Annotated in this window: 16 protein-coding genes and 1 pseudogene; 11 read left to right on the forward strand and 6 right to left on the reverse strand. The window is 70.2% G+C overall.

Annotation, left to right across the window (positions count from 1 at the left end):
- The first annotated feature begins 104 nt into the window (after positions 1-104).
- Together BFN33_RS32250 and BFN33_RS32255 are read left to right on the forward strand one after the other, a co-directional pair.
- A complete protein-coding gene (locus tag BFN33_RS32250; protein ID WP_069763704.1) occupies positions 105-1,181 on the forward strand; it encodes a family 43 glycosylhydrolase in 1,077 nt (358 codons plus the stop codon).
- Positions 1,178-2,587: an RICIN domain-containing protein gene (locus BFN33_RS32255; protein ID WP_069763705.1), complete on the forward strand. Its 1,410-nt coding sequence runs from the start codon at positions 1,178-1,180 to the stop codon at positions 2,585-2,587. The genes BFN33_RS32250 and BFN33_RS32255 overlap by 4 nt, the downstream gene beginning before the upstream one ends.
- A gap of 2 nt (positions 2,588-2,589) precedes the next feature.
- On the opposite strand, the gene BFN33_RS32260 is transcribed toward BFN33_RS32255, so the two are convergent.
- Positions 2,590-4,272 carry a rhamnogalacturonan lyase B N-terminal domain-containing protein gene (locus tag BFN33_RS32260; RefSeq protein ID WP_069763706.1) on the reverse strand — a complete coding sequence of 561 codons (1,683 nt, stop codon included), beginning with the start codon at positions 4,270-4,272 and terminating at the stop codon, positions 2,590-2,592.
- 195 nt (positions 4,273-4,467) lie between these two features.
- Between BFN33_RS32260 and BFN33_RS32265 the strand changes: the two genes are divergently transcribed.
- The 4 genes from BFN33_RS32265 to BFN33_RS32280 all read left to right on the forward strand — a co-directional run bounded on the left by BFN33_RS32265 (position 4,468) and on the right by BFN33_RS32280 (position 9,964).
- On the forward strand, positions 4,468-5,508 hold the full coding sequence (locus BFN33_RS32265; protein ID WP_069763707.1) for a rhamnogalacturonan acetylesterase: 1,041 nt from the start codon (positions 4,468-4,470) through the stop codon (positions 5,506-5,508).
- A gap of 108 nt (positions 5,509-5,616) precedes the next feature.
- A complete protein-coding gene (locus BFN33_RS32270) occupies positions 5,617-7,320 on the forward strand; it encodes a DUF2264 domain-containing protein (protein WP_069763708.1) in 1,704 nt (567 codons plus the stop codon).
- A 24-nt stretch (positions 7,321-7,344) separates the two neighbouring features.
- Entirely contained in the window at positions 7,345-9,321 is a 1,977-nt protein-coding gene (locus BFN33_RS32275; protein WP_069763839.1) for a PE-PGRS family protein, read from the forward strand.
- Between the two features lie 184 nt (positions 9,322-9,505).
- Entirely contained in the window at positions 9,506-9,964 is a 459-nt protein-coding gene (locus tag BFN33_RS32280; RefSeq protein WP_069763709.1) for a hypothetical protein, read from the forward strand.
- Here BFN33_RS32280 and BFN33_RS32285 read toward each other — a convergent pair.
- Both BFN33_RS32285 and BFN33_RS32290 read right to left on the reverse strand, forming a co-directional pair.
- Positions 9,959-10,750: an alpha/beta fold hydrolase gene (locus tag BFN33_RS32285; RefSeq protein WP_069763710.1), complete on the reverse strand. Its 792-nt coding sequence runs from the start codon at positions 10,748-10,750 to the stop codon at positions 9,959-9,961. The genes BFN33_RS32280 and BFN33_RS32285 overlap by 6 nt on opposite strands.
- A complete protein-coding gene (locus BFN33_RS32290) occupies positions 10,743-11,330 on the reverse strand; it encodes a TetR/AcrR family transcriptional regulator (RefSeq protein ID WP_069763711.1) in 588 nt (195 codons plus the stop codon). Before BFN33_RS32290 ends, BFN33_RS32285 begins: the two co-directional genes overlap by 8 nt.
- A gap of 482 nt (positions 11,331-11,812) precedes the next feature.
- On the opposite strand from BFN33_RS32290, the gene BFN33_RS32295 reads away from it, so the two are divergent.
- The 3 genes and pseudogenes from BFN33_RS32295 to BFN33_RS32305 form a co-directional block, all read left to right on the forward strand.
- Positions 11,813-13,516, forward strand: a complete 1,704-nt coding sequence (locus BFN33_RS32295; RefSeq protein WP_069763712.1) for a PHP domain-containing protein — start codon at positions 11,813-11,815, stop codon at positions 13,514-13,516.
- Positions 13,513-14,025, forward strand: coding sequence for a hypothetical protein (locus BFN33_RS32300; RefSeq protein ID WP_069763713.1), 513 nt, complete (start codon positions 13,513-13,515; stop codon positions 14,023-14,025). The genes BFN33_RS32295 and BFN33_RS32300 overlap by 4 nt, the downstream gene beginning before the upstream one ends.
- Positions 14,026-14,470: 445 nt before the next feature.
- Positions 14,471-15,133, forward strand: a pseudogene (locus BFN33_RS32305) (acyltransferase family protein); the annotation flags it as partial.
- Between the two features lie 20 nt (positions 15,134-15,153).
- Here the strand turns inward: BFN33_RS32305 and BFN33_RS32310 are convergent.
- Both BFN33_RS32310 and BFN33_RS53330 read right to left on the reverse strand, forming a co-directional pair.
- The gene (locus BFN33_RS32310) at positions 15,154-16,941 is read right to left on the reverse strand and encodes an alpha-galactosidase (protein WP_069763714.1); all 1,788 of its coding nucleotides are present in this window, start codon (positions 16,939-16,941) and stop codon (positions 15,154-15,156) included.
- Positions 16,938-17,384: an ABC transporter permease subunit gene (locus BFN33_RS53330; RefSeq protein ID WP_176742513.1), complete on the reverse strand. Its 447-nt coding sequence runs from the start codon at positions 17,382-17,384 to the stop codon at positions 16,938-16,940. The genes BFN33_RS32310 and BFN33_RS53330 overlap by 4 nt, the downstream gene beginning before the upstream one ends.
- Before the next feature lie 148 nt (positions 17,385-17,532).
- Here BFN33_RS53330 and BFN33_RS32320 point away from each other — a divergent pair, with 148 nt between their 5' ends.
- Positions 17,533-18,540 (forward strand): LacI family DNA-binding transcriptional regulator, encoded by a 1,008-nt coding sequence (locus BFN33_RS32320; RefSeq protein WP_069763716.1) that lies wholly within the window; start codon positions 17,533-17,535, stop codon positions 18,538-18,540.
- A gap of 179 nt (positions 18,541-18,719) precedes the next feature.
- Entirely contained in the window at positions 18,720-19,982 is a 1,263-nt protein-coding gene (locus tag BFN33_RS32325) for an MFS transporter (protein ID WP_069763717.1), read from the forward strand.
- 28 nt (positions 19,983-20,010) lie between these two features.
- On the opposite strand, the gene BFN33_RS32330 is transcribed toward BFN33_RS32325, so the two are convergent.
- Positions 20,011-20,811: an ABC transporter permease gene (locus BFN33_RS32330; protein ID WP_069763718.1), complete on the reverse strand. Its 801-nt coding sequence runs from the start codon at positions 20,809-20,811 to the stop codon at positions 20,011-20,013.
- Positions 20,812-20,816 lie beyond the last annotated feature (5 nt).

Below are 20,816 nucleotides of genomic sequence, written 5' to 3' on the forward strand. Positions count from 1 at the left end.
CCTCCTGGTTCCCCAGCCTTACCTTTCGGCTGTTCGCAATAACAACAGATGTTCTCAATATCGAACATCTCTCTCAGGACACCCCCCTCCGAGAGGCAGTCCGTATGAGCCGCGCCCCCGACGTCCCCCACCGTCGACTGCTGCTGAAAGGTGCCCTGGCCGCGGGCGCCCTGGCAGCCACCCCCACGGTCGCCGAAGCCGCACCGCGCCCGAAGAAGGCCGCCCCCCTCGTGAACCCGCTCGTCCGCAACCGCGCGGACCCGTACATCCACCGTCACTCCGACGGCTTCTACTACTTCACCGCCACCGCCCCCGAGTACGACCGCATCATCCTGCGCCGCTCCCGCACCCTGAACGGCCTCGCGACCGCCGACGAGTCCGTCATCTGGACCAAGCACCCGACCGGTGTCATGGGCGCCCACATCTGGGCGCCGGAGCTCCACCGCGTCGGCGGCAAGTGGTACATCTACTTCGCCTCGGCGCCCGCCGAGAGTGTGTGGGACATCCGCATCTGGGTCCTGGAGAACGCCAACGCCAATCCCTTCAAGGGGACTTGGGTGGAGCGGGGCCAGATCAGGACGGCTTGGGAGACCTTCTCCCTGGACGCCACCACCTTCACCCACCGCGGCAGCCGCTACCTCGCCTGGGCCCAGCACGAGCCCGGCCTGGACAACAACACCGGCATCTTCCTGTCGAGGATGGCGAACCCCTGGGCCCTGACAGGTCCTCAGATCAGGCTCTCCACCCCGGAGTACGACTGGGAGTGCATCGGCTACAAGGTCAACGAGGGCCCCTCGGTCATCGCCCGCAACGGCCGGCTCTTCATGTCGTACTCGGCCAGCGCCACCGACTGGCACTACTGCATGGGCCTGCTCACGGTCGACGCGGACGCCGACCTCATGAACCCGGCGAGCTGGTCCAAGTCGCCGACCCCCGTGTTCACCAGCAACGACACCACCAGGCAGTACGGCCCCGGCCACAACTGCTTCACCGTCGCCGAGGACGGTCGCAGTGACGTCCTCGTCTATCACGCCCGCCAGTACAAGGAGATCGTCGGCGACCCGCTGAACGACCCCAACCGCCACACCCGCGTCCAGAAGCTCGGCTGGCACACGGACGGCACCCCGAACTTCGGCATACCGGTGGCGGACACCGCCACCGACACGGAGGTTGCGTCATGAGACGTGCTTACGCGGTCCTGCTCGCCCTGTGTCTGGCCCTGGCCGGCGCCCTGGTGACCGCCGGACCGGCCCAGGCCGCCGCGCTGACCATCCCCAACGGCGTCCAGTTCACGGACACCTCGGGCAACGCCCTGCACGCCCACGGCGGCGGGGTCATCAAGGTCGGCTCCTACTACTACTGGTTCGGCGAGGACCGCAATTCCGACAACACCTTCCGGTACGTGGACGCCTACCGCTCCACCGACCTGAAGAACTGGGAGTTCAGGAACCACGTCCTGACCCAGTCCAGCGCCTCGGAGTTGGGGACCGCCTATATCGAGCGGCCCAAGGTCGTCTACAACGCGTCCACCGGCAAGTTCGTGATGTGGATGCACAAGGAGAACGGCAGCGACTACAGCGAGGCCCGCGCCGCCGTCGCCGTCTCCTCCACGGTCGACGGGAGCTACACCTACCAGGGCAGCTTCCGGCCGCTGGGCGACAACATGTCCCGCGACATCACCACGTTCGTCGACACCGACGGCACCGGCTACATGGTCTCGGCGGCCAACGAGAACTACGACCTGCACATCTACAAGCTCACCGCCGACTACACCGGCATCGACAGCCTGGTCGCCAACCCGTGGGTCGGTGGACACCGCGAGGCCCCGGCCCTGTTCAAGCGGGGCGGCGTCTACTTCATGCTGACGTCCGGCGCCACCGGCTGGAGCGCCAACCAGCAGCAGTACGCCACCGCCACCTCCCTCGCCGGACCGTGGACCTCGATGGCGAACGTCGGTGACTCCACGACCTACAACTCGCAGACCGCGTACGTCCTTCCGGTACAGGGGACTTCGGGCACCTCGTACCTCTACATGGGCGACCGCTGGGGCAACTCCTTCGGCGGGACCGTCAACGACTCCCGGTACGTGTGGCTGCCGTTGACCTTCCCCACCTCCACCACGATGTCCATGTCCTGGTATCCCCAGATCACGATCGACGCGGCGGCCGGGACGATCAGCGGCACCAGTGCCACGTACAACACGCTGGTCTCCCGCAACAGCGGCAAGTGCGCGGACGTGGCCAGTCAGTCGCTGTGGCAGGGCGTCGCCATCAGCCAGTACACCTGCAACAGCGGTGCCAACCAGAAGTGGTGGTTCAAGGATCTCGGCACCGGCTACTACCAGCTGGTCGGCCGCGGCAGCTCCCTGTGCCTCCAGGAGAACGCCACGAACGTCACCCAGGAGAACTGCGGGAGCGCGAACACCCAGCAGTGGTCGGTGGTCACCTCGGGCTCGTACGTGAACATCAAGGCCCGCGCCACCGGCGAGTGCCTGGACGTGAACGGCGCGTCCACCGCCAACTCCGCCGCGATCATCACGTACACCTGCAACGGAGCGACCAACCAGCAGTGGACGCGCGGGACCTGACGTCAGGCCAGCAGATCGATCGCGTCGATCGATGTGCCGGCACTGAGGAAGGACGTCGACCCCGAACCGCTCGCCACGTAGATCTTCAGCGTGTTGTAGGCGCTGGTGTCCGTCAGCCAGGCGGACGCCGGCACGCTGTAGGTGAACGTGTAGTTGTTGCCCCGGTACGAGCCCACGGTCAGCGACCGGGTGCTCGGCTGGGTGGGCGGGGAGGGGACGGCGGAGGTCCAGGTGTCGTTGACGACGACCTGCGGGCGGCCGTTGGCGTAGGCCGTCGTCACACCGATGCGCAGGGTGTGCGCGGCGATGGCCTGGGCGGCCGTCAGCTTGAAGTAGACGATGATCCCGCTGTTGACGTCCTTCCACAGATAGCAGGGGAAGGCCGAGGTCTCGGTGCCGCTGCCGATGACGACGTTGCCGGTCCAGGAGGAGGCGCGGACGTCGGACGGGTGGGCGTACGTCATCAGGTCGGCGTTCTTGAAGCCGCCGGGCGTGCCGTCCCAGTTGTTGATGCGCCAGATCGCGCTCGCGTTGCCCGGATCGTTCGAGGTCGGGATCGCGATGGAGTTGAGGGTGGTCGTGCCGCCCGCGCTGACGCTCACCGAGCCGGTGTGGACGGCGAGTTCACCCTTGAAGACGGTCAGCGTGTACGTCCCCGGCAGCACGCCCCCGATGGAGAAGTAGCCGTCCGACGACCGCGCCGAACTCCAGTACTGGGCGGCGGAGTTGGCGAGTCCGACCGTGTACGCGTACGCCGTGTTCCGCCCGGTGATGCCGACGCCGGCGACCTTGCCCCGGCCGCTCGCGGGCACGTAGCCGGAGATGCCGAGGGAGTCCGCCCACGAGGTGGTGAGGGTCCCCGGGTACAGCGCGGAGGAGGGGGCTCCGCCGTCGGTGAAGGCGATGACGTAGGGGCCCTGGAGGCCGAAGCGCTGGGCCTCCGTCTGGTTCTCGCCGTAGTACAGGATCTCGTACAGGCCGCCGCCGTCCGCGCTCTGGTGGCGCAGCAGAGAGCGGTAGAACGGGCCGCCGGAGGCCTTCTCGTGATTGGAGCGCACGATGTACAGGCCGACGCTGCCGGTGGTCCAGCCGACGTAGTTGTAGTCGATGACCCGCGCCTTCGCGTAGTGCTTGGAGCGGGTCTGGCCGTCGGACTTCGCAAAGACGTCGGAGGCCTCGATGGTGGTGGGCGCGTAGGTGTACGAGTCGGGCTCGTCGTTGAGGAACTTGCCCGCGTTGACGCGCAGGATGTAGCGGGTCGCCGAGACCGAGTCGTCGGCCTTGTTGGTCCACAGGTAGACGTTGTTCTCGCCGCTGCGGGCCGCGTAGTAGTGCTTCAGCGTGCCGTACGCGACCGAGATCAGGATCGTCGTGCCGGACTGCTTGATGCTCACGGTGGACGTGCCGAGGCCGGACTCGATGTGCGAGTTCTTGCCGCCGTAGCCCTGGTACTGCGTGCCCTTGTAGACCAGCGAGGTCAGATCGCCGTTGGTCTTGCTGACCTTGAAGACGAGGCTCGCGCCGGTGTCGACGACGTAGTTGGAGCCGTCGTCGCTCCAGCCGAAGGTCGCTGCGGACGCGGTCTCGGCGAGCGGCCCGGCGAGCGCGGCCGTCCCTGCGGCGGCCGCGGTGCCGAGGACGAAGGTACGGCGTCCGACCGGTCTGTTCACGGTGGATTCGGACATGTGGGGGTGCCTCCTCCGGGAGGTGTGGGGGTGGTGCGGGTGCTTTGGAGAGTGACAGTTGAATCGATTTCGCGAAAGGGCTTTCGCTTGCTGGAAGTTGGCAATCTTGTGAAAACGGTCCAAGGTCTAGAAAGCGCTTGCAGATGGCGGTACGGTCCGGCGCCAGGTGTTGTCCCCCTGACGGAGGAACCACGAATGAGACGTTTCAACCTGGCCCTGCTGGCCGCGGTGGCGCTGGCCTCGGGCCTGACGGCCGTACCCGCGCAGGCGCACACCGGACGTCCGCCGGGCCTCGAGAACTGCACCGCGGCCGGCTGCCACTTCGACGTTCCGCCGGGCACGTACGACGTGAAGGTGCTGCTCGGTGGCGACGCGGAGTCGCACACCGCGATCAGCGGCGAGACCCGGCGTTCACTGCTGCCGGAGACGGCGGTCGCGGCCGGCGAACGGGCCTCCCGCAGCTTCACCGTGAACGTCCGCACCCCGGAGGGCGAGCCCACCGGCCCGGACGGCACGCCCGGCCTGGACCTCGCGCTGGGCGGCTCGGCCCCCGCGCTCGCCGGCATCAAGGTCACCCCCGCCCGGCACACCCGCCAGATCTTCCTGGTCGGCGACTCCACGGTCTGCGACCAGCCCAGCGACCCGTACTCCGGCTGGGGCCAGCAACTGCCCCAGTACCTGCGCAAGGGCGTGTCCGTGGCCAACTACGCCGACTCCGGCGAGAGCACGGTGACGTATCTGTCCGAGCCACGTCTGTGGGCCACGGTCCAGCCGCTGATCCGTCCCGGCGACCTCGTCCTCGTCCAGCTCGCCCACAACGACAAGACGACCGACGAGGCGACGTACCGGGCGAACCTGGAGACACTGGTCGCGGGTGTGAGGGAGAAAGGCGGGAACCCTGTCCTCGTGACGCCCATCGTGCGACGCTGGTTCAACTCGGACGGCACGCTGAACAACGGGACGGCCCTGCTGGTCAACGGCCTCGGAGTGGACCATCCCGCGGTGATCCGCTCGGTGGCCGCGGCAGCGGACGTGCCGCTGATCGATCTGACGGCAAAAACGAAGTCGCTGGTGGAGTCCTTGGGAGTGGAGGGCTCGAAGGCGATCTATCTCTACAACGAGAAAAGGGACAACACCCACACCTCCGTACACGGCGCCACCGTGTACGCGGGCCTGGTCCGCGACGAACTTGTCGCGCAGAGGCTGGTGCCCGCAGGGCTGGTGCGGGTGGGATAGACGCCTGGGGCGTCCCGACCGGAACCGGGGCGCCCCAGGTCTGTGACGTGAGCCGCGAGCCTCCCGGCCTGCGAGCCTGCGAGCCTGCGAGTCGAAGAAAGAGAACCGATGCAGTTGCCCCCCGAGGACCGCACCCTCAGTCCGTACACCGGCTACACGCGCGCCCACTGGGAGGCCGCCGCCGACGCCCTGCTCGCCGCGGTGGAGCCGTACGCCACCGAGGACCGCGCCCTCTACCACCTCCCCGGCGACCGGCAGAGCTGGTCCGGCCGCCTCTCCGACGGGCTGGAGGGCTACGCCCGTACGCTGCTGCTGGCGGCCCTCCGTCAGGACGGGCCCGCACTGGAGCGGTACGCGGACGGGCTCGCCGCCGGAGTCTCGGGAGTGTGGCCCCGCATCGAGGACCGTGGCCAGCCGTTGGTGGAGGCGGCGTCGATCGCGTTCGCGCTGCGGATCACGAAGCCGCTGCTCTGGGACCGGCTGGACGACGCCGTACGGCAACGCGCCGCGGCCTGGCTGGGCGACGCCCTCACCGCCGAGGCCTGGCCTTGCAACTGGGAGCTGTTCCCGGTCACGGTCGCCGGCTTCCTGTCGTCCATCGGGTACGAGCCGGAGGCCTCCCGCAAGGCGATCGACCGCGGCCTGGAGCGCATCGAGCAGTGGTACGTCGGCGAAGGCTGGTACACCGACGGCGACGGCCGCAAGTTCGACTACTACAACGGCTGGGCCATGCACCTCTACCCGGTGCTGCACGCCTGGCTGGCCCAGGACGACGGGTTGACGGCGCTGTACGGCGACCGCCTCTCCCGCCATCTCGAGGACTACGCCCGCCTGTTCGGCGCCGACGGTGCCCCGATGCACCAGGGCCGCTCCCTGACGTACCGCTTCGCGACGACCGCCCCGCTCTGGCTGGGCGCGCTGACGGGCCACACCCCGCTGGCCCCCGGCGAGACCCGGCGGCTGGCCTCCGGAGCCCTCAAGTACTTCCTGGACCGGGGCGCGGTGGACTCCCGCGGCCTGCTCACCCTCGGCTGGCACGGCCCCGACCCCGCCGTCCTGCAGGGCTACTCGGGTCCGGCGTCCCCGTACTGGGCGAGCAAGGGCTTCCTCGGCCTGCTCCTCCCGGCCGACCACGAGGTGTGGACGGCGGTGGAGGAGCCGGGCCCGGCCGAACGCACCGACGCGGTCACCTCGATCACCGCCCCCAACTGGCTCCTGCAGTCCACGAGTTCCGACGGCCTCGTCCGCCTCCACAACCACGGCAGCGAGGACGTCCGCTACGACCCGTACTACACCCGCCTCGCCTACTCCACGGTGACGGAGCCCTCGACGTCGCACGACAACAGCGTGATCGTGGACGGCGATCCGAGCCGTACGGAGATCGAGCCGCTTGGGGTGGGGGAGGGGTGGGCGGCCTCCCGGCACACGGCGGCCGGGGGTACGCGGGTCTCCAGCGTCGTGCTCGCGCGGGAAGCCGTGGAGGTACGCGCCTTCCTCGTGGCCGGGGCCGAGCCGGGAACGTCGGTGCGGGTGACGGGGTGGGCCGCGCGGGAGGGCGTGCGGGATGGTGTGCGGGCCGAACTGCTGCCCGCCGTGGGCCTCGACGCGGAACTGAGCGGGGTGACGGGTGAGGGGGACACGCTGTTCGTCGCGCTGGCCCGGCTCACCGGCGACGCGGATGCGGTGCCGTTGGAGGAGACGGTGACCGTACGGGCAGTAGGGACCGGTGAGTTGACGGTGGCGTGGAGCGGGGGCACCGAGGCACGGGTTCGGCTGCACGGCTCCGGAGTGGAAATCACCGCCGGGGACTGAGCCGTCTCGGGCAGTATGAGGATCATGAGTGGCGCAGACGAACTGGTCGAACTGCTGGGCCGGGCCGGGCTGGAGGTCGTGGGGGAGCGGCGGGTCGAGGAGGTGTCGCCGCCTCCGGTCCTGTGGCGGCATGTCATCGGGTCGGAGACCGAGCCGACCGTGGCGGTCCCGGACGACCGGCCGGATCTGGTCGCCGAACTCAACGCTCAATGGCACCGGTTGGCGACCGATGCGGGGATCCTCGGTGGCGACGGGGTGTTCCTCATCGACTTCTCCGGTAACCAGGACCGGAGTTGGATGCGGGTCCGGCTCACCGACGGCTGGGATCTCGCCGGAGTCCTGGGGCCGCGACCCGGGCAGCCGGAGTTCCTCACGCTGTCCCTGGACGGGGAGACGATGGTGGGCGCCACCACCGAGGAGTACGCGGTCTGGCTCGTCGCGGTCGACCGGCTGAGGGAGCGCCACGAGGAGGCCGCGCGGGCGGCCGGAGCGGAGACACCGGAGGAGCGGGCGGCCGCGTGGGTGTCCTTGTTCGAGGGGCCGAAGCCCCTCGGGAAGCTGCTGGACGCATGGGCGGACGGACTCTCGCTCAATCCCGAAACCCCGAGGGATCTGTGGCCCCTTCTGGTGGGGCGGTCGTCGTACGCGCTGTACCGCGTGCTGCCGGCGGACGCCGTGGACGCCCTCCTGGACCACCCGGACCGGGAGCTGCGGATGCGGGCGCTCGAGCTTCAGCCGAACATCACGCCCGAGCAGTGGGGCCGCGCGATCCTCGCGGAGCGGGATGAACGACAGCGGTGGATCCTCACCATGCTGGCCGCCGACTGCTCGGCAGAACTTCCTGAGGACGCGTGCCGGGGACTCGCTGCCGACCCGTCCCCGCGCGTCCGCTCCGAGACCGCCCGCCTCAAGGGTCTGCCCGCCTCCCTGTCGGTCGCCCTGGCCGCCGACCCCGACGGCCGCGTGCGCTACGCGGCCTGCACGGCGGCCTGGCCGCACCTCGACGCCCGGGCGCGGGGCGCGCTCCTGGCCGATTCCCACGACTTGGCGCGGGCGCGGGCGCTACTGATGCACCATCAGGAGCACCCGATGCCCCGGTCGGTGTTCGAAACACTGGACGTCAAGACGGACGCACTGGGGACCTGCCTCCTGGAGCGCGAGCTCGCCGAGCACGTGGCACGGCACGGGGAGTCGGCCGAGCGCCGCTCCCTGGCCCGCAACCCGGGGCTCGCCCAAGACCTGATCGGTCTCCTCGGTGAGGATCCCGACGCCGGCGTGCGGTTCGAGATCTCGACGCGAGCCGACCTCACCGAGGAACAACGGGCCCGAATCCTCTACGACTTCGATCCGGGCGGCCACTATTTCCCGCTCGACTGGGTCGTCGCCCTGCACGACGACCGGGACGCCATGCGCCGCCTGGCGGCCTCCTCCCACCCCCTGGTCCGCAGAAGCGTCGCCCGCGCACGGCATCTCCCCCCGGACGCCGTGGCCCGTCTCGCCGACGACGAGGACCGTGTCGTCCAGCTCTTCCTCGCCGAGTCCTGCGACGACGCGCCCGCCGACATGCTCATGCGGGTGTGGCAGTGGTGGGACGGCAGCCTCACCAGCCCGGACCGGCCGCGCGGCCACCCCAACTTCCCCCGCCACGACCTCCTGCGGTACGCCGACGACCCGAACCCCCGCATGCGCCGACTGGCCCTCGACGACCCGGAGTCCACGCCCGAGCTGGTCGAACGGTTCAGCCGGGACAGGAGTGAGGAAGTGCGCCGCCGGGCCGTCTCCGACCCGCGGCTCTCTCCAACGGCCGCGGCACGACTGCTGGAGGACCCGCACGAACACATCCGTAGCGCGGCCGCTCGCCACCCCCACCTGCCGGCCCGCCTCCTGGTCCGGTTGCTTCGGCAGGGCAACGGCTCCGCGGAGACCGCCGCCCGGAACCCGGCACTGCCGCCGGAGGTCATGCGGCGCATGGTCGAGCGGCTCGCACCGCTCAGGGCTTGAGGCGGGCGATCCGCAAGCCCGTCGAGGTCGGTGACGCGCCCGTCAGCGGCTTCGCGTACGACGGTAAGACCAGGACGTACGCCCAGGTCGGCGTGGCGTCGGGGAGGACCGAGGCCGGCCCCGTGCCCGTCGGGGGCACCACACTTCGGCCGGCACCGAAGCGACACCCGCCTAGCGTGCCCGCATGACCGAACACCCGCAGCAGACGCCCGACCATGCCGTGACCGGCATGGTCCACCACGTGCTGGTCCTCGCCGAGACCTGGACCGCCTGGGACGGCAGGCCCGTCCATGCCGACGACCGTGTCCACACCCCGCACAAGGCGATCCGCCGGGTCGCCGACCATCTCATCGACCACCTCGCCGAGCTGGAGGCGCGGCTCGCGGGCGAGACCCCGCAGCCCGACCACTGGCACGCCTCCACGACGACCACCGCGGCCGACCTCGCGCCCTTCACCCAGGAGGATCTGGACGAGGCCCGCAGCCGTCTCACCCGGCTCGCCCGCATCTGGGCCAACCGCCTCGACGCCCTCACCGAGCACCAGCTCGACCACTCACCCGGTGCGGGCTGGACCTTCCGCGAACTCGCCCTGCACCTCAGTGAATCCACGTACTATGCCGACGCGCTCGGCGACCTGTCATGACCGGACGCCGGTCCCGAGCAACGTCCGCGTGAGCAGGTCGGCGAAGTCCGACGGGTGCTGGAGTATGCCGAGGTGACCACCGGGAAACTCGACGAAGTCGGCCTGTTGCGCCTTCGCGAGGAACTCGGCGGTTCGGTGGAGGAGGTGACCGCGGGAGTCGGTCCCGGCGGCGACGGTGAGGCGGGCCTGCGAGGGGTCCGCTTCGGGGACGTACGCCGTGAAGGGACCGAGGACATGCGCGAGGGCGAGCGCCATCGGGTTCACCAACTCCATCTCGCGACTGAGGGGTTGGCCCTCCGGAAGCTCCCCCACCGCCCGGTCCTCCAGTACGGCGGTCATCAGGGCGCCCGCCGCCGCGAGCCCCTTGGCCCGGTAGACGTCGCAGATCTCCCGGAACGCGGCCTGCTGCCGCGCCCCGTCCGGAAGCACCCCCACACACGGCGGCTCGTGCGCGACCACGTGCCGCAGCCGCTCCGCGTGCCGGGCGAGCAGATCGAGCGCGGCGATGGCCCCGGCGCTGGTGCCGAGGACGTACGCCGTCCCGCCCTCCGGAAGCGTTGCGTCGAGCACCCGCCGCGCACCGTCGCTCCAGTCCTGGACCCGCTGGTCCTCGACGGGTTCGCCGAGGCGGCCGTGGGCGAGGCCGAGGTGGTCGTAGGTGACGACGGTGAAGTGGGCGGCGAGCGACTCCGTCATCGGGCCGAGGCCCATCGGGTGTCCGGCGCCGCCGGGGAGCAGCAGCAGTAAGGGGCCGTGGCCGGTGATGTCGTAGTGCGGGTCAGTCATCGGTGCTCTCCTTCTGGGGCCAGTTCTCGAGTGCCACGTGCAGGGCGTCGACCGCCCTGTCCCAGGACGTCTGTACGTCGCGGGGGGCGCCGAAGCCGCCCGCCGACTCCAGGGCGCAGAAACCGTGGAAGGTGGCGCGCAACAGGCGTACCGCGTCGGTGAGATCGGGTTCGGCGAGGCCGTAGGCCCGGAGCATGCCGTAGGTGATCTCGGCGGTCCGGTGGAGCGCGGGGGTGCCGGCGATCAGCGACTGGTCGATCCGGATCTGTGTGGCCGCGTACCGCCCCGGCCGCTCCAGCGCGTACGCCCGGTAGGCGCCGGCGAAGGCGGCCAGCGCGTCCTTCCCGGCCCGCCCCGCCACCGCGACGGCGATCCGGTCGATCAACTCCCCGCCGGCGAGCAGGGCGAGCCGGGTGCGCAGGTCCTGGAGGCTCCTGACATGCGAGTAGAGACTCGCGTCCTTCACGCCGAAGCGTTTGGCGAGGGCGGCCAGGGTGATGTTCTCGAAGCCGATCTCGTCGGCGAGGTCGGCGGCGGCCTCGGTGAGGCGGTCGGCGGTGAGACCTGCGCGGGGGGTCATGCGTGCTCCGTAAACCTAGGGTTCCTAGGCATGGTACTGGGCTCCATAGGAAAAGACCCCGGACTTTCGAGTCCGGGGCCTTGGTGTGCGGCGGCGGTCGGGAGATCAGGAAGCCGCGAAAGCCGTGCGGAGTGTGCTGACCGCCTGGGCGATGGCGGCCTCGGCGGCGGCGGGAGAGGGCTCGGTCGGTGCCCGTCCGCGATGGGGGACGCGATGGGGCTGACGCCGGAGCAGGATGCCGTGGTGAAGCAGCTGCTTCGGTTGATCACGAGCAATGTGACGGCCGGTTGACGAGCTCCGTGACCGCCTCACGGCACGGCCCGGTGACGCTGCGGGCCGCACTCGTCATCCCTCGCGATGTGAGCCGCCGTGCCCGGGTCGGACTCTGATCACCTTCAGGACGTTCCGAGTTCATGTCTCGCCTCGATCCTCCACAGGCGGCGCAGAGGTGCCGTAGCAGGCGTGGCATCCAGGAGGCGTTCATGGGGCACGGGCATCACCATCACAGACACGACGACCACGAGCACGACCACGGACACACGTCCACCGCACCCCTGCCCGCCGCCTTCGACCCGTCCGTTCCGGACGACGCCCTCAACCCGGAACAGCAGTCGCGCCGCTCGCTGTTGCGCCGCGCCGGACTCCTCGGGGCGGGGCTGACCGCCGGGAGCGTCCTCGGCACGACGGCGGCCACGCCGGCCTACGCGGCCACCAACGGCCGTCGCACGGGCGGCTTCCTCTGGCTGGCCGGTGACCATCACATCCACACGCAGTACAGCAGCGACGGAAAGTACCGCGTCGTCGACCAGGTCCGCCAAGGCGCCCGGCACGGCATGGACTGGCTGGTCATCACCGATCACGGGAGCGCGACGCACGCCAAGATCGGTGTGGACAAGGTGAACCCGGACATCAGGGCGGCCCGGGACGCCTACGAGGACACACTCGTCTTCCAGGGCCTGGAGTGGAACATCCCGGGTGCCGAGCACGGCACCGTCTTCGTGCACCCCGGCCGGAACGAGGTGTCCGTCCTCAAGCAGTTCGAGACCGACTACGACGGCAGCGTGAAGAACGCCTCCGACTCGACGCCCGCCAACGAGGCCCTCGCCGTCGCCGGACTCGCCTTCCTCGGCGATCAGGTCCGCCGCCGCAAGGTCAGGGACGCGCTGATGCTCGCCAACCACCCGGCGCGGCGCGGTGTCGACTCCCCGCACGAGATCCGCGCCTGGCGCGACGCCACTGACCCCGGGCTCCAGATCGCCGTCGGCTTCGAGGGCGCACCCGGCCACCAGGCCGCCGGCCTGCCCGCCCCGCTCGGCATGGCCCGCGCCCGCGGCATCTACGACAACAGCCCCGGCGCCAACTCCTTCGCGGGCTACCCGCTGGAGAGCTACCGCACGTGGGGCGGCTTCGACTGGATGACCGCCACCGTCGGCGGCCTGTGGGACAGCCTCCTCGCCGAGGGCAAGCCCTGGTGGATCACCGCCAACTCCGACTCCCACCAGGTGTACGCGGACACCGCGGTACGCGGCCCCGGCGGTGACTTCAACACCGACGGCCGCTACCAGGACCCGGTCTACGGCGGGCGGATCGACATCACCCAGGGCGACTACTGGCCCGGCCAGTACAGCCGTACACACGTCGGTGCGGACGGCTTCTCGTACGCCGCGGTCATGGACGGCATTCGCGCCGGCCGCGTCTGGGTCGACCACGGTCAGCTGATCAGCGGCCTCGACGTACGCGTCTCGGGTGGCAGTCGCTGGGCCACGCTCGGCGGCGCGCTGCACGTCAAGAAGGGTGCGGCTGTCACGCTCAGCGTCGACGTGGCCCTCGCCGGCGGCCCCAACTGGGCTGGGTTCACCCCCACGTTGGCCCGCGTGGACGTCATCCGGGGCGATGTGACCGGCCCGGTCTCCGACCAGGACACGTTCACCGCTCCGACGGCGAAGGTCGTGAAGTCGTACGACATCGACAAGACGGCCGGCACAGTCCGCCTGACGTACGAACTCGGCCGAGTGGACCGCCCGTTGTACGTCCGTCTGCGCGGCACCGACGGCAACCGGTCCGGCGTCGGTCCGATGGGTGCGGCGGTCGACCCGGCGGGCCCGGCCATCGACGTCCTCGGCGATGCCGACCCGTGGCGCGATCTGTGGTTCTACTCCAACCCGGTGTGGGTCCTGCCCTCGTGACTCCGTACGTCCTCACCGTGGACGCGGGCATCCGCGACCTGCGCGCGGCCGATCACCTGCTCCACGAGCTGGTTGCCGAACTCGCCCTTCCCAACGACGTGTTCGGCTGCACGCACCTCGTGCGCGGGGACCGTCCGCGGGTGGCCGTCTCCCTCGCCCTGCCGCCGTCGCCGCTCCTGCGCACCGCCCGGGAGCGGCTGACGGCACGAGGGCACGAGGTGTCCGACGGCGCCCCGGACGCGATCGGCCGCGCGGTGATCTACCCGGGCGTCGAGTCCCTCACCGGCACACTGACGATCATGGAACTGCTCGCCCGCTCGGCGATCGACCGTGTGGCGGTCCTCGGCGCCCCCGGCCAACCCGACCCCAACGCACGGATAGTGACGAGGAGCCACGTACGCCCCCAATGGCAGGACAGCGCCCTCGTGCTGACCGCGATGCCCGCCGCGCACGGCACTCTCGTCCCCTTCGAGGTGCCGGACCCGACACCGTGCTGCGCCGATCACTGACGCGGACGAAGGAGGGCGGGGCGTACAAGACTGTGGGTCGGCGCTCCGAGTGGGGGCATGCGCCCGACTGACTCCTCCTATGGCGCCGCCCGCCGACAGCCGGTTTTCGTGGCCTTGTCGTGCAGGTAGCGGGGCGCTCAAGAGGTGTACCGTCCCCTGCCAATCGACGACGGCGAGCCGTGTCCCGTCGGGACTGAAGAGCGCCGTGTCGTCGGCGCCCAGGGCACGGCTCAGGCGAAGTCGGCCCGTGGCGACGTCCCGGACCTCGATCGCCCCCCTCTTGACGGACCTGGCAGCCAGGGCGCGGCCGGTCGGGTCGAACCCCACGGCCGCAAGGTGGCCAATCGGGACGGGGGCTGCATTCCTGTGGGAGCCCGGTCCGTGTCGAGCGGCAGTGAGGCCTCGCGATCGCCGGTCCCGGCATCCCAGAGCTGTACCGCCCCACGGCCCGCTGATCGTGTGCGCTTCGATCACCATGGGGGTCGCCATCTGTTGTGCGAGCGCCGGCTCACCCGGGCTCCGGGTGTTCGGGGGTGTGCTGGGCGGGGTGCCGGCGCTCGTCCTGGTCCCGTTCAACGGCACGGTCCCGCTGTGGGAGGGCCTGGTGATCCTCGCCGTGATGTTCCTCGGCACCGCCGTCCACCGTGCCGAGAACGGGCAGAGCACCTGGCGCCGTACAGCCGGCGCCGCCGTCCTGGTGGTCGTCTGTGCCGTGGGGAGCGCGTACTGGTCCGGCAGCGACGACCACTTCGTGCGGCGCGGCTGGATCGTCGCGTTCCTGCTGGCTGTGCTCACCTTCGGCGTGGGACTGGCGGCGCGCGGTCGACGCGTACCGCCGGTGCTGACCGGACTGGGAACGATCAGCTACTCGGTCTATCTGGTGCATCCGGTCCTGCTGGCGGTGATCGACGGCACGATCGGCCGACGGCGGCAGGACAGTGTCGTGCTCGAAGTGGCCTTCTTCGCGGCGTTGTTGCCCGTGTGCCTGTTGACCCACCGTTACGTCGAAGCACCGGGCCAGGCCTGGGGCCGCAGGTTGGCGGGCGTGAGTTCGAGGTCGGCGCCTCGGTCGGGTGATCTCGTGGTCGGCCGGTCGCCTCGTCGCTGAGGCCAAGGCCAGGGGCGGTGCTACGACAGGAATGAGAACTGCACGATCCCGCCGGCCGGCACGTCGAAGACGGACAGACCGGCCAGCGTGGCTGTGCCTTGTTCGGTCGTGTTGCCCGTGCAGTCGCTGATGGAGAACCGTGCGGTGCGGGCCCGGGCGGAGCGGACGGCGACTTCACCCTCGTGGGCGTTGACCACGGTCCAGGCGTGAGCCGAGGGCGGGGCGTCGGAGAAGGCGGGAGCGTACTGGGCGGTGATGGTGACACCGTCTCGGCTCGCTTCGACGGTGGAGTAGTTGCCGGCGATCCCGGTCACGCGCAGCGTGCCGTGGAGGAGCACGTCCTTGTGTTCCGTCCATAGACGCATCCAGGAACGAAGCGCGGCCAGTTGTCGGGTGGTCTGGCGGGTGAGTGCCACGGAGACTTGTGGCACACCGAACAGGCTGCTGTGCAGGTGCTGTGCGACGCGCTCCGGGCTGTCCGCGTCGCCCCACATGATGGGGTCGCTGTGGATGGCGATCCCGTTCGTTGTCAGGCGCAGGTCCACGATGCCCACGCGGTTGATGACGGGGCTCAGGGGGCAGTCCGATACGCGCAGCATGGTGGCGCGCTCCACGGTCTCGGCGGAGATGTAGGGTTCCCGGAACTCGAACGCCGGTGCAGGGACGTACGGCGTCAGGGCGTTGCGGATGTCGTCCAGGAGACTCAGTGCTGCTGCCGGGACGGATGTGTCCACCGCGTCGTCGGGAGGTGCCGCGGCGGTGTCTTTGGCGTACCGCTCCAGGAAGTCGAGCTTCAGCCCGGCGGCACCGGTGGTGCGGATGAGCTGTGTGAGCCGGTGGGTCAGGTGGTGGCGGGCGCGTTGCGAGCGGGGGTCGAGTACGGCTGCCTCCATGTCCGGCTCCTCGTACAGGACGGGAAGGCCGGTGGTGTAGGCATCGGATCGGTGTCCGAGGAAGGGGGTGCCGATCCACCAGAGGGTGCGCATCCCCATCTCTGCGACGGAGCGGACGAGCGCGGCGGGATCGGCGATTTTGGCTGGGTGGGGTGTCCAGTCTCCGCAGGTGCCGTATCCGCGGTCGCAGTCGTCGTTCTGCCAGCCGTCGTCGATGATCAGGGTGCCGAAGCCCATGTCCGCCGCGGTTCGGGCTTCGTGGAGAAGGCGTTGTGCGTCGAGGCCTTGATGGAAGGCGTACCACGTACTCAGCACCGGGGCGTACTCGGAAGCGTTCACCGGGGGACGGGTCAGGCCGAGGGCGTGGCCGACGCCGGCGACGGCGGTCTCGAAGGGGTCGCTTGTCGCATTGAGGACGATCTCCAGCGGACCGTCGGCCAGGTCGGCCTCGAAGGAGAGCAGCAACTCGGCCGTCTCTTCGACGATTCCGGCCCGCATGGACAGGTGTCCGTTGCCTGAACGGGCTCCGAAGGTGACCAGGGGGCGGTCGTTGCGGCCCAGCAGGCAGCCGAGCGCCGAGCCGGTCAACGGGGTGATGGGCAGGGCGTCCGCCCATGAGGGGGGCAGTGTGGACTGGTCGCGGGAACTGCCGGGCAGCCACAGGGCGACCGCGTCGGGTGCGGGCATCAGGAGGGTGGCAGTCGTCGGGCCGCTGCCCCGCAGGCGGATCCGCAGGGTGGAGTCTTCGTCCTCGAGCAGACAGTCGGCGAAAACCATGGCTGTTTCGTCCGCGCTGACGGTGTGGGCGCGAAGGCCCTGCGCGGCGCCGTCGGGCAGGGGCAGGCGTCGGGCGGTCTGATGCCGGGGGACGCCGGGCAGCCAGGGCGTGTCCTCGGCGGGGAGCGTGCGTGTCATTTGGATCCTGTGAAGGAGATGCCGCCGACGATGTGCCGCTGCGCCAGGAAGAAGATGAGGATGCAGGGCAGCACGACGACGATCGAAGTGGCCAGAAGCAGGGGGGCGTTGGTTCCGTTGACGGACGAGAAGCCTGCCGGCGCGAGCGGCAGCGTCTTCAGCTGGTCGTTGGAGATGCAGATCGCGGGTGCCAGGAAGTTGTTCCAGGACGCCATGAACTGCCGGACGGCGGAGGCGATGACGATGGGCTTGGACAGCGGCAGGTAGATCGACCACCAGGTACGGAACCAGTCGGCGCCGTCGAGGAGACGACCCAGTCGGAGCTCTGCTCCAGGTGCGGGTCGGAGCAGCGGAAGCGGATGCCCTCGGCAAGGCCCGGACAGCGCACTGCACTCATGGCGAGGACGGTAATCTTGTGTCGTGTTGAGTGCAAGAACTTTCACTGATCGAGCATGCTGGAAATATGTGCTGCGGTCGGCGTCGGCGCACCCCGCACGGCAGAACCCCCGCAGCCTGCCTGCATGCAGGTGAGGGCTCGACGCGGTGGACAATCGCCGCGCGGACGAACGTTGATGCTGGTGGAGGAAGTGGATGGCGCGGATCGGTATTGCAGACGTGGCCCAGGCGGCGGGCGTCAGCGAGGCGACCGTCAGCAGGGTCATCAACAACCGCGGAACGGTCGCGACCGGCACGCGCAAGGCCGTCGAAGAGGCCATGCGTACGGTCGGGTACGTCCGCGCGCACGCCGGCAGCCTGGTCATGCTCGTCACTCCCGGCCTGGTCGATCCGTTCTTCGCGCAGATGGCCGACCGGATCGTGGTGGGACTGGGCATGCACGGCCTGCGCGGCGTGGTCTGTTCCGCTCCCGTCGGCGGAGCCCAGGAGCTCGACTTCGCCTCGGCCATGCTGGACGCCGGCGCCGTGGGGTCGATCTTCGTGTCCGCCAGCAACACGCTGGAGAACGCCGATCCCGGTGTCTACCGACTCCTGGAAAGCCGGGCCGTGCCCTACGTGTGCATCAACGGCGCAGCCGGCGGCAGCAACGCTCCCGTCCTGTCCACCGACGACCGGCTGGCCGCCGAAATCTCGGTCGATCACCTGTGGCGGCTCGGCCACAGACGGATCGGACTGATCGCCGGACCCAAGGGAAACCGCCCCAGTGACCGTCGCGTCGACGGCTTCCTGGCGGCGATGAAGTCGCGCGGTGCCACGGGCCCCGACGCCCCGGTCGTGCGGCACGAATACAGCGTCGAGGGAGGCGTCTCAGCCGCCTCCCGGCTGTGTGAGGACCCTGCGGTCACGGCGATCGTGGCAGCCAGCGACGAAATGGCCCTGGGCGCCATCCGCTCCGCCCGCTGGACAGGACTGCAGATCCCCGCCGACCTGTCGGTCGTGGGCTACGACGATGCCCTGCCATTGGAGTTCTTCGACCCGCCGCTCACCAGCGTCAGACAGCCCACCGAACGCATCGCGGCGGCGGTCGTCCAGATGCTCATCGGCCTCATCCGGGGCCGGGACGTATCCGAAACGGAACTCTTCTTCTCGCCCGAGCTGATCGTGCGCTCGTCTACGGCACCGGCGCCCAGCACAGATCACTGACATGACCGTGAAAGTCCTTGCACGAAAGAAGACATTCTTTCTGGCGGACGGACCAGGCGGGCTCCCGTCGCACCACATCCTGCTATGTCAGGGCACGGGACGCGGACGCCGAAACTCGTTTCCGTGCCGGTGTCCGCGGCCCTAAGGTTGCCCAGGTTGTCCGGGACCCGGGGAGGGGCATGGCGTACGAGGCGCGGCGGGACGGAGAGTCCGATGCCGGTACGGCTTCCCCGAAGTCCGGCGACCAGCCGCCCCCGCTGTGGCGGCAACGGGACTTCGGCGTCTTCTGGGCCGCCCAGACCCTCTCCGTCCTCGGTGACTCCTTCGCCCTGATCGCCCTGCCCCTGCTGGTGCTGGAGGCCACGGGCTCCCTCGCGCGGATGGGGCTGCTGACGGCGGTGGGCGGGGCCGCCGCGGTCGTGGCGGCGGTGTTCGCCGGGGTCGTGGTGGACCGGGTCGACCGGCGCCGGCTGCTCATCGGCTGCGACCTCGTGCGCCTGGTGCTGTACGGCGTGATCCCGGTGGTGTGGCTGTTCGGGCCGCAGGTCTGGCTGCTGTACGCGGTCCTGCCGCTGTGCGAGGCCGTCGGCACACTGTTCGCCGTCGGCTACGTCACCGTCGTACGGAGTCTCGTCGGGACCGCGCAACTGACCGAGGCCAACGGGCGGTTGAACGCGACCGCGGCGGCGGCCGGCGTACTGGGCCCGCTGTGCGCGGGCATGGTGGCCGCCTGGACCGGACCGGCCGCCGCCGTCGGGGTGAACGCCGCGAGCTTCGGGGTGTCGGCGCTGTGCACGGCCTTCGTGCGGTTCCGGGCGCGGCCCGTCGGAGCCGACGGTGAACGCACCGGCCTGTGGCGGGACTTGCGCACCGGAGTGCGCTTCCTGCGCGGCCATCCCGTCCTGCGTACGCTCACCGCGCTGCTGTTCGTCTTCAGCTTCCTCACCTTCGGCCTGAACGACCTGATCATCTACCACCTCAAGCACGACCTGGGCCACGGCGACGACGTGGTCGGCACCGTCATGGCCGTCGGCGCCCTCGGAACGATCACCGGCGCCCTGCTGGTGGCCCGGGCCCGCCGCCGACTCGGCTTTGGTGTGACCTGGTCGGCCGCGGTCGCGGTGTGCGGGCTCGCTTTCGCAGGCATGGGCTGGGCGCGGGACGTGCCTGTCGTCGCGGCCCTGAGCGCCGCCTTCCTGGCCTGCGTCGCCGTGGCGGGCACCTGCTCCATGTCCCTGCGCCAGGAGGTCACCCCGGAACCGCTCCTGGGTCGGGTCACCGCCGCCTTCTGGACCCTCCACTACTCAGCGGCCCCGATCGGCGCGGCCGTCCTGACCTGGGCCGCCGAACACCAGGGCACGGCCCCGGTCGGCGTGGCCGCCGGCGCGTGCTGCGTACTGATCGCCGTCACGGCTCTGTTCACCCCCGTCCGGCGGGCCTGAGACCGCGTCCGCCGGTCAGGGGCCGACGTCACCCGTTGACCCCCGCGTAATGCCGAAGACTCCACCGCCACAGCACCCGCGACCCCAGGTACGCCACCAGGCCCAGCAGCGGCGACACCGCCGCCAGCCAGTACGGGACGCCGGTGTCGTGGCCGTGGCCGGTCAGGACCGCTGCCGGGAAGTAGGCGACGAAGGCGAGGGGGAGGCCGAAGGTGAGGAGGCCGCCGACCGCCTTCGGGAGGACGTTCAGGGGATAGCTGCCGAAGGTGCCGAGGAGTTCCTCCAGCCAGCGGCTCCAGTAGTCGGCGGCGGGGAAGCGCAGTGCCGCGCAGGTGATCGCCGTGAAGAGGGCCGCCTCCAGGAACATGCCGCCGATGATCGCGGCGATCAGGTAAGAGACCCGGCCCGGTGTCCAGTCCAGCTGGCTGCGGCTCAGCGCGCCGATCATCAGGCCCACCGCGACCGTCAGGTCGCCGATCGCGTTGGTGGGGAAGAAGGCCAGCTGGAGTTGGCGGTACACCGGCATCGGGCGGGTCAGATAGATGTCGATCCTGCCCTCCTGGATCTGCCGGCCCGCGCCGTGCACCCGGCCGAGCAGCAGGACGAACAGTCCGTGCGCGAGCATCCGCGTCGCCGGGATCAGCAGGACCTCCGAGCTGTCCCAGCCGCCCATCCCGGTGAACCGGGTCAGCAGCACCGTGGCGAACACGATCACCGACACCTGCCAGATCGCGCCGATCGCGATCATCAGCAGGAACTCGGTGCGGTACTCCAGCTGGGCACGGAAGTTGAGACGCGTGACGCGCCACGCGATCCGCATGCCGTTCACTGGCC

The sequence above is a fragment of the Streptomyces sp. LUP47B genome (assembly GCF_001746295.1).
Classification (GTDB): domain Bacteria; phylum Actinomycetota; class Actinomycetes; order Streptomycetales; family Streptomycetaceae; genus Streptomyces.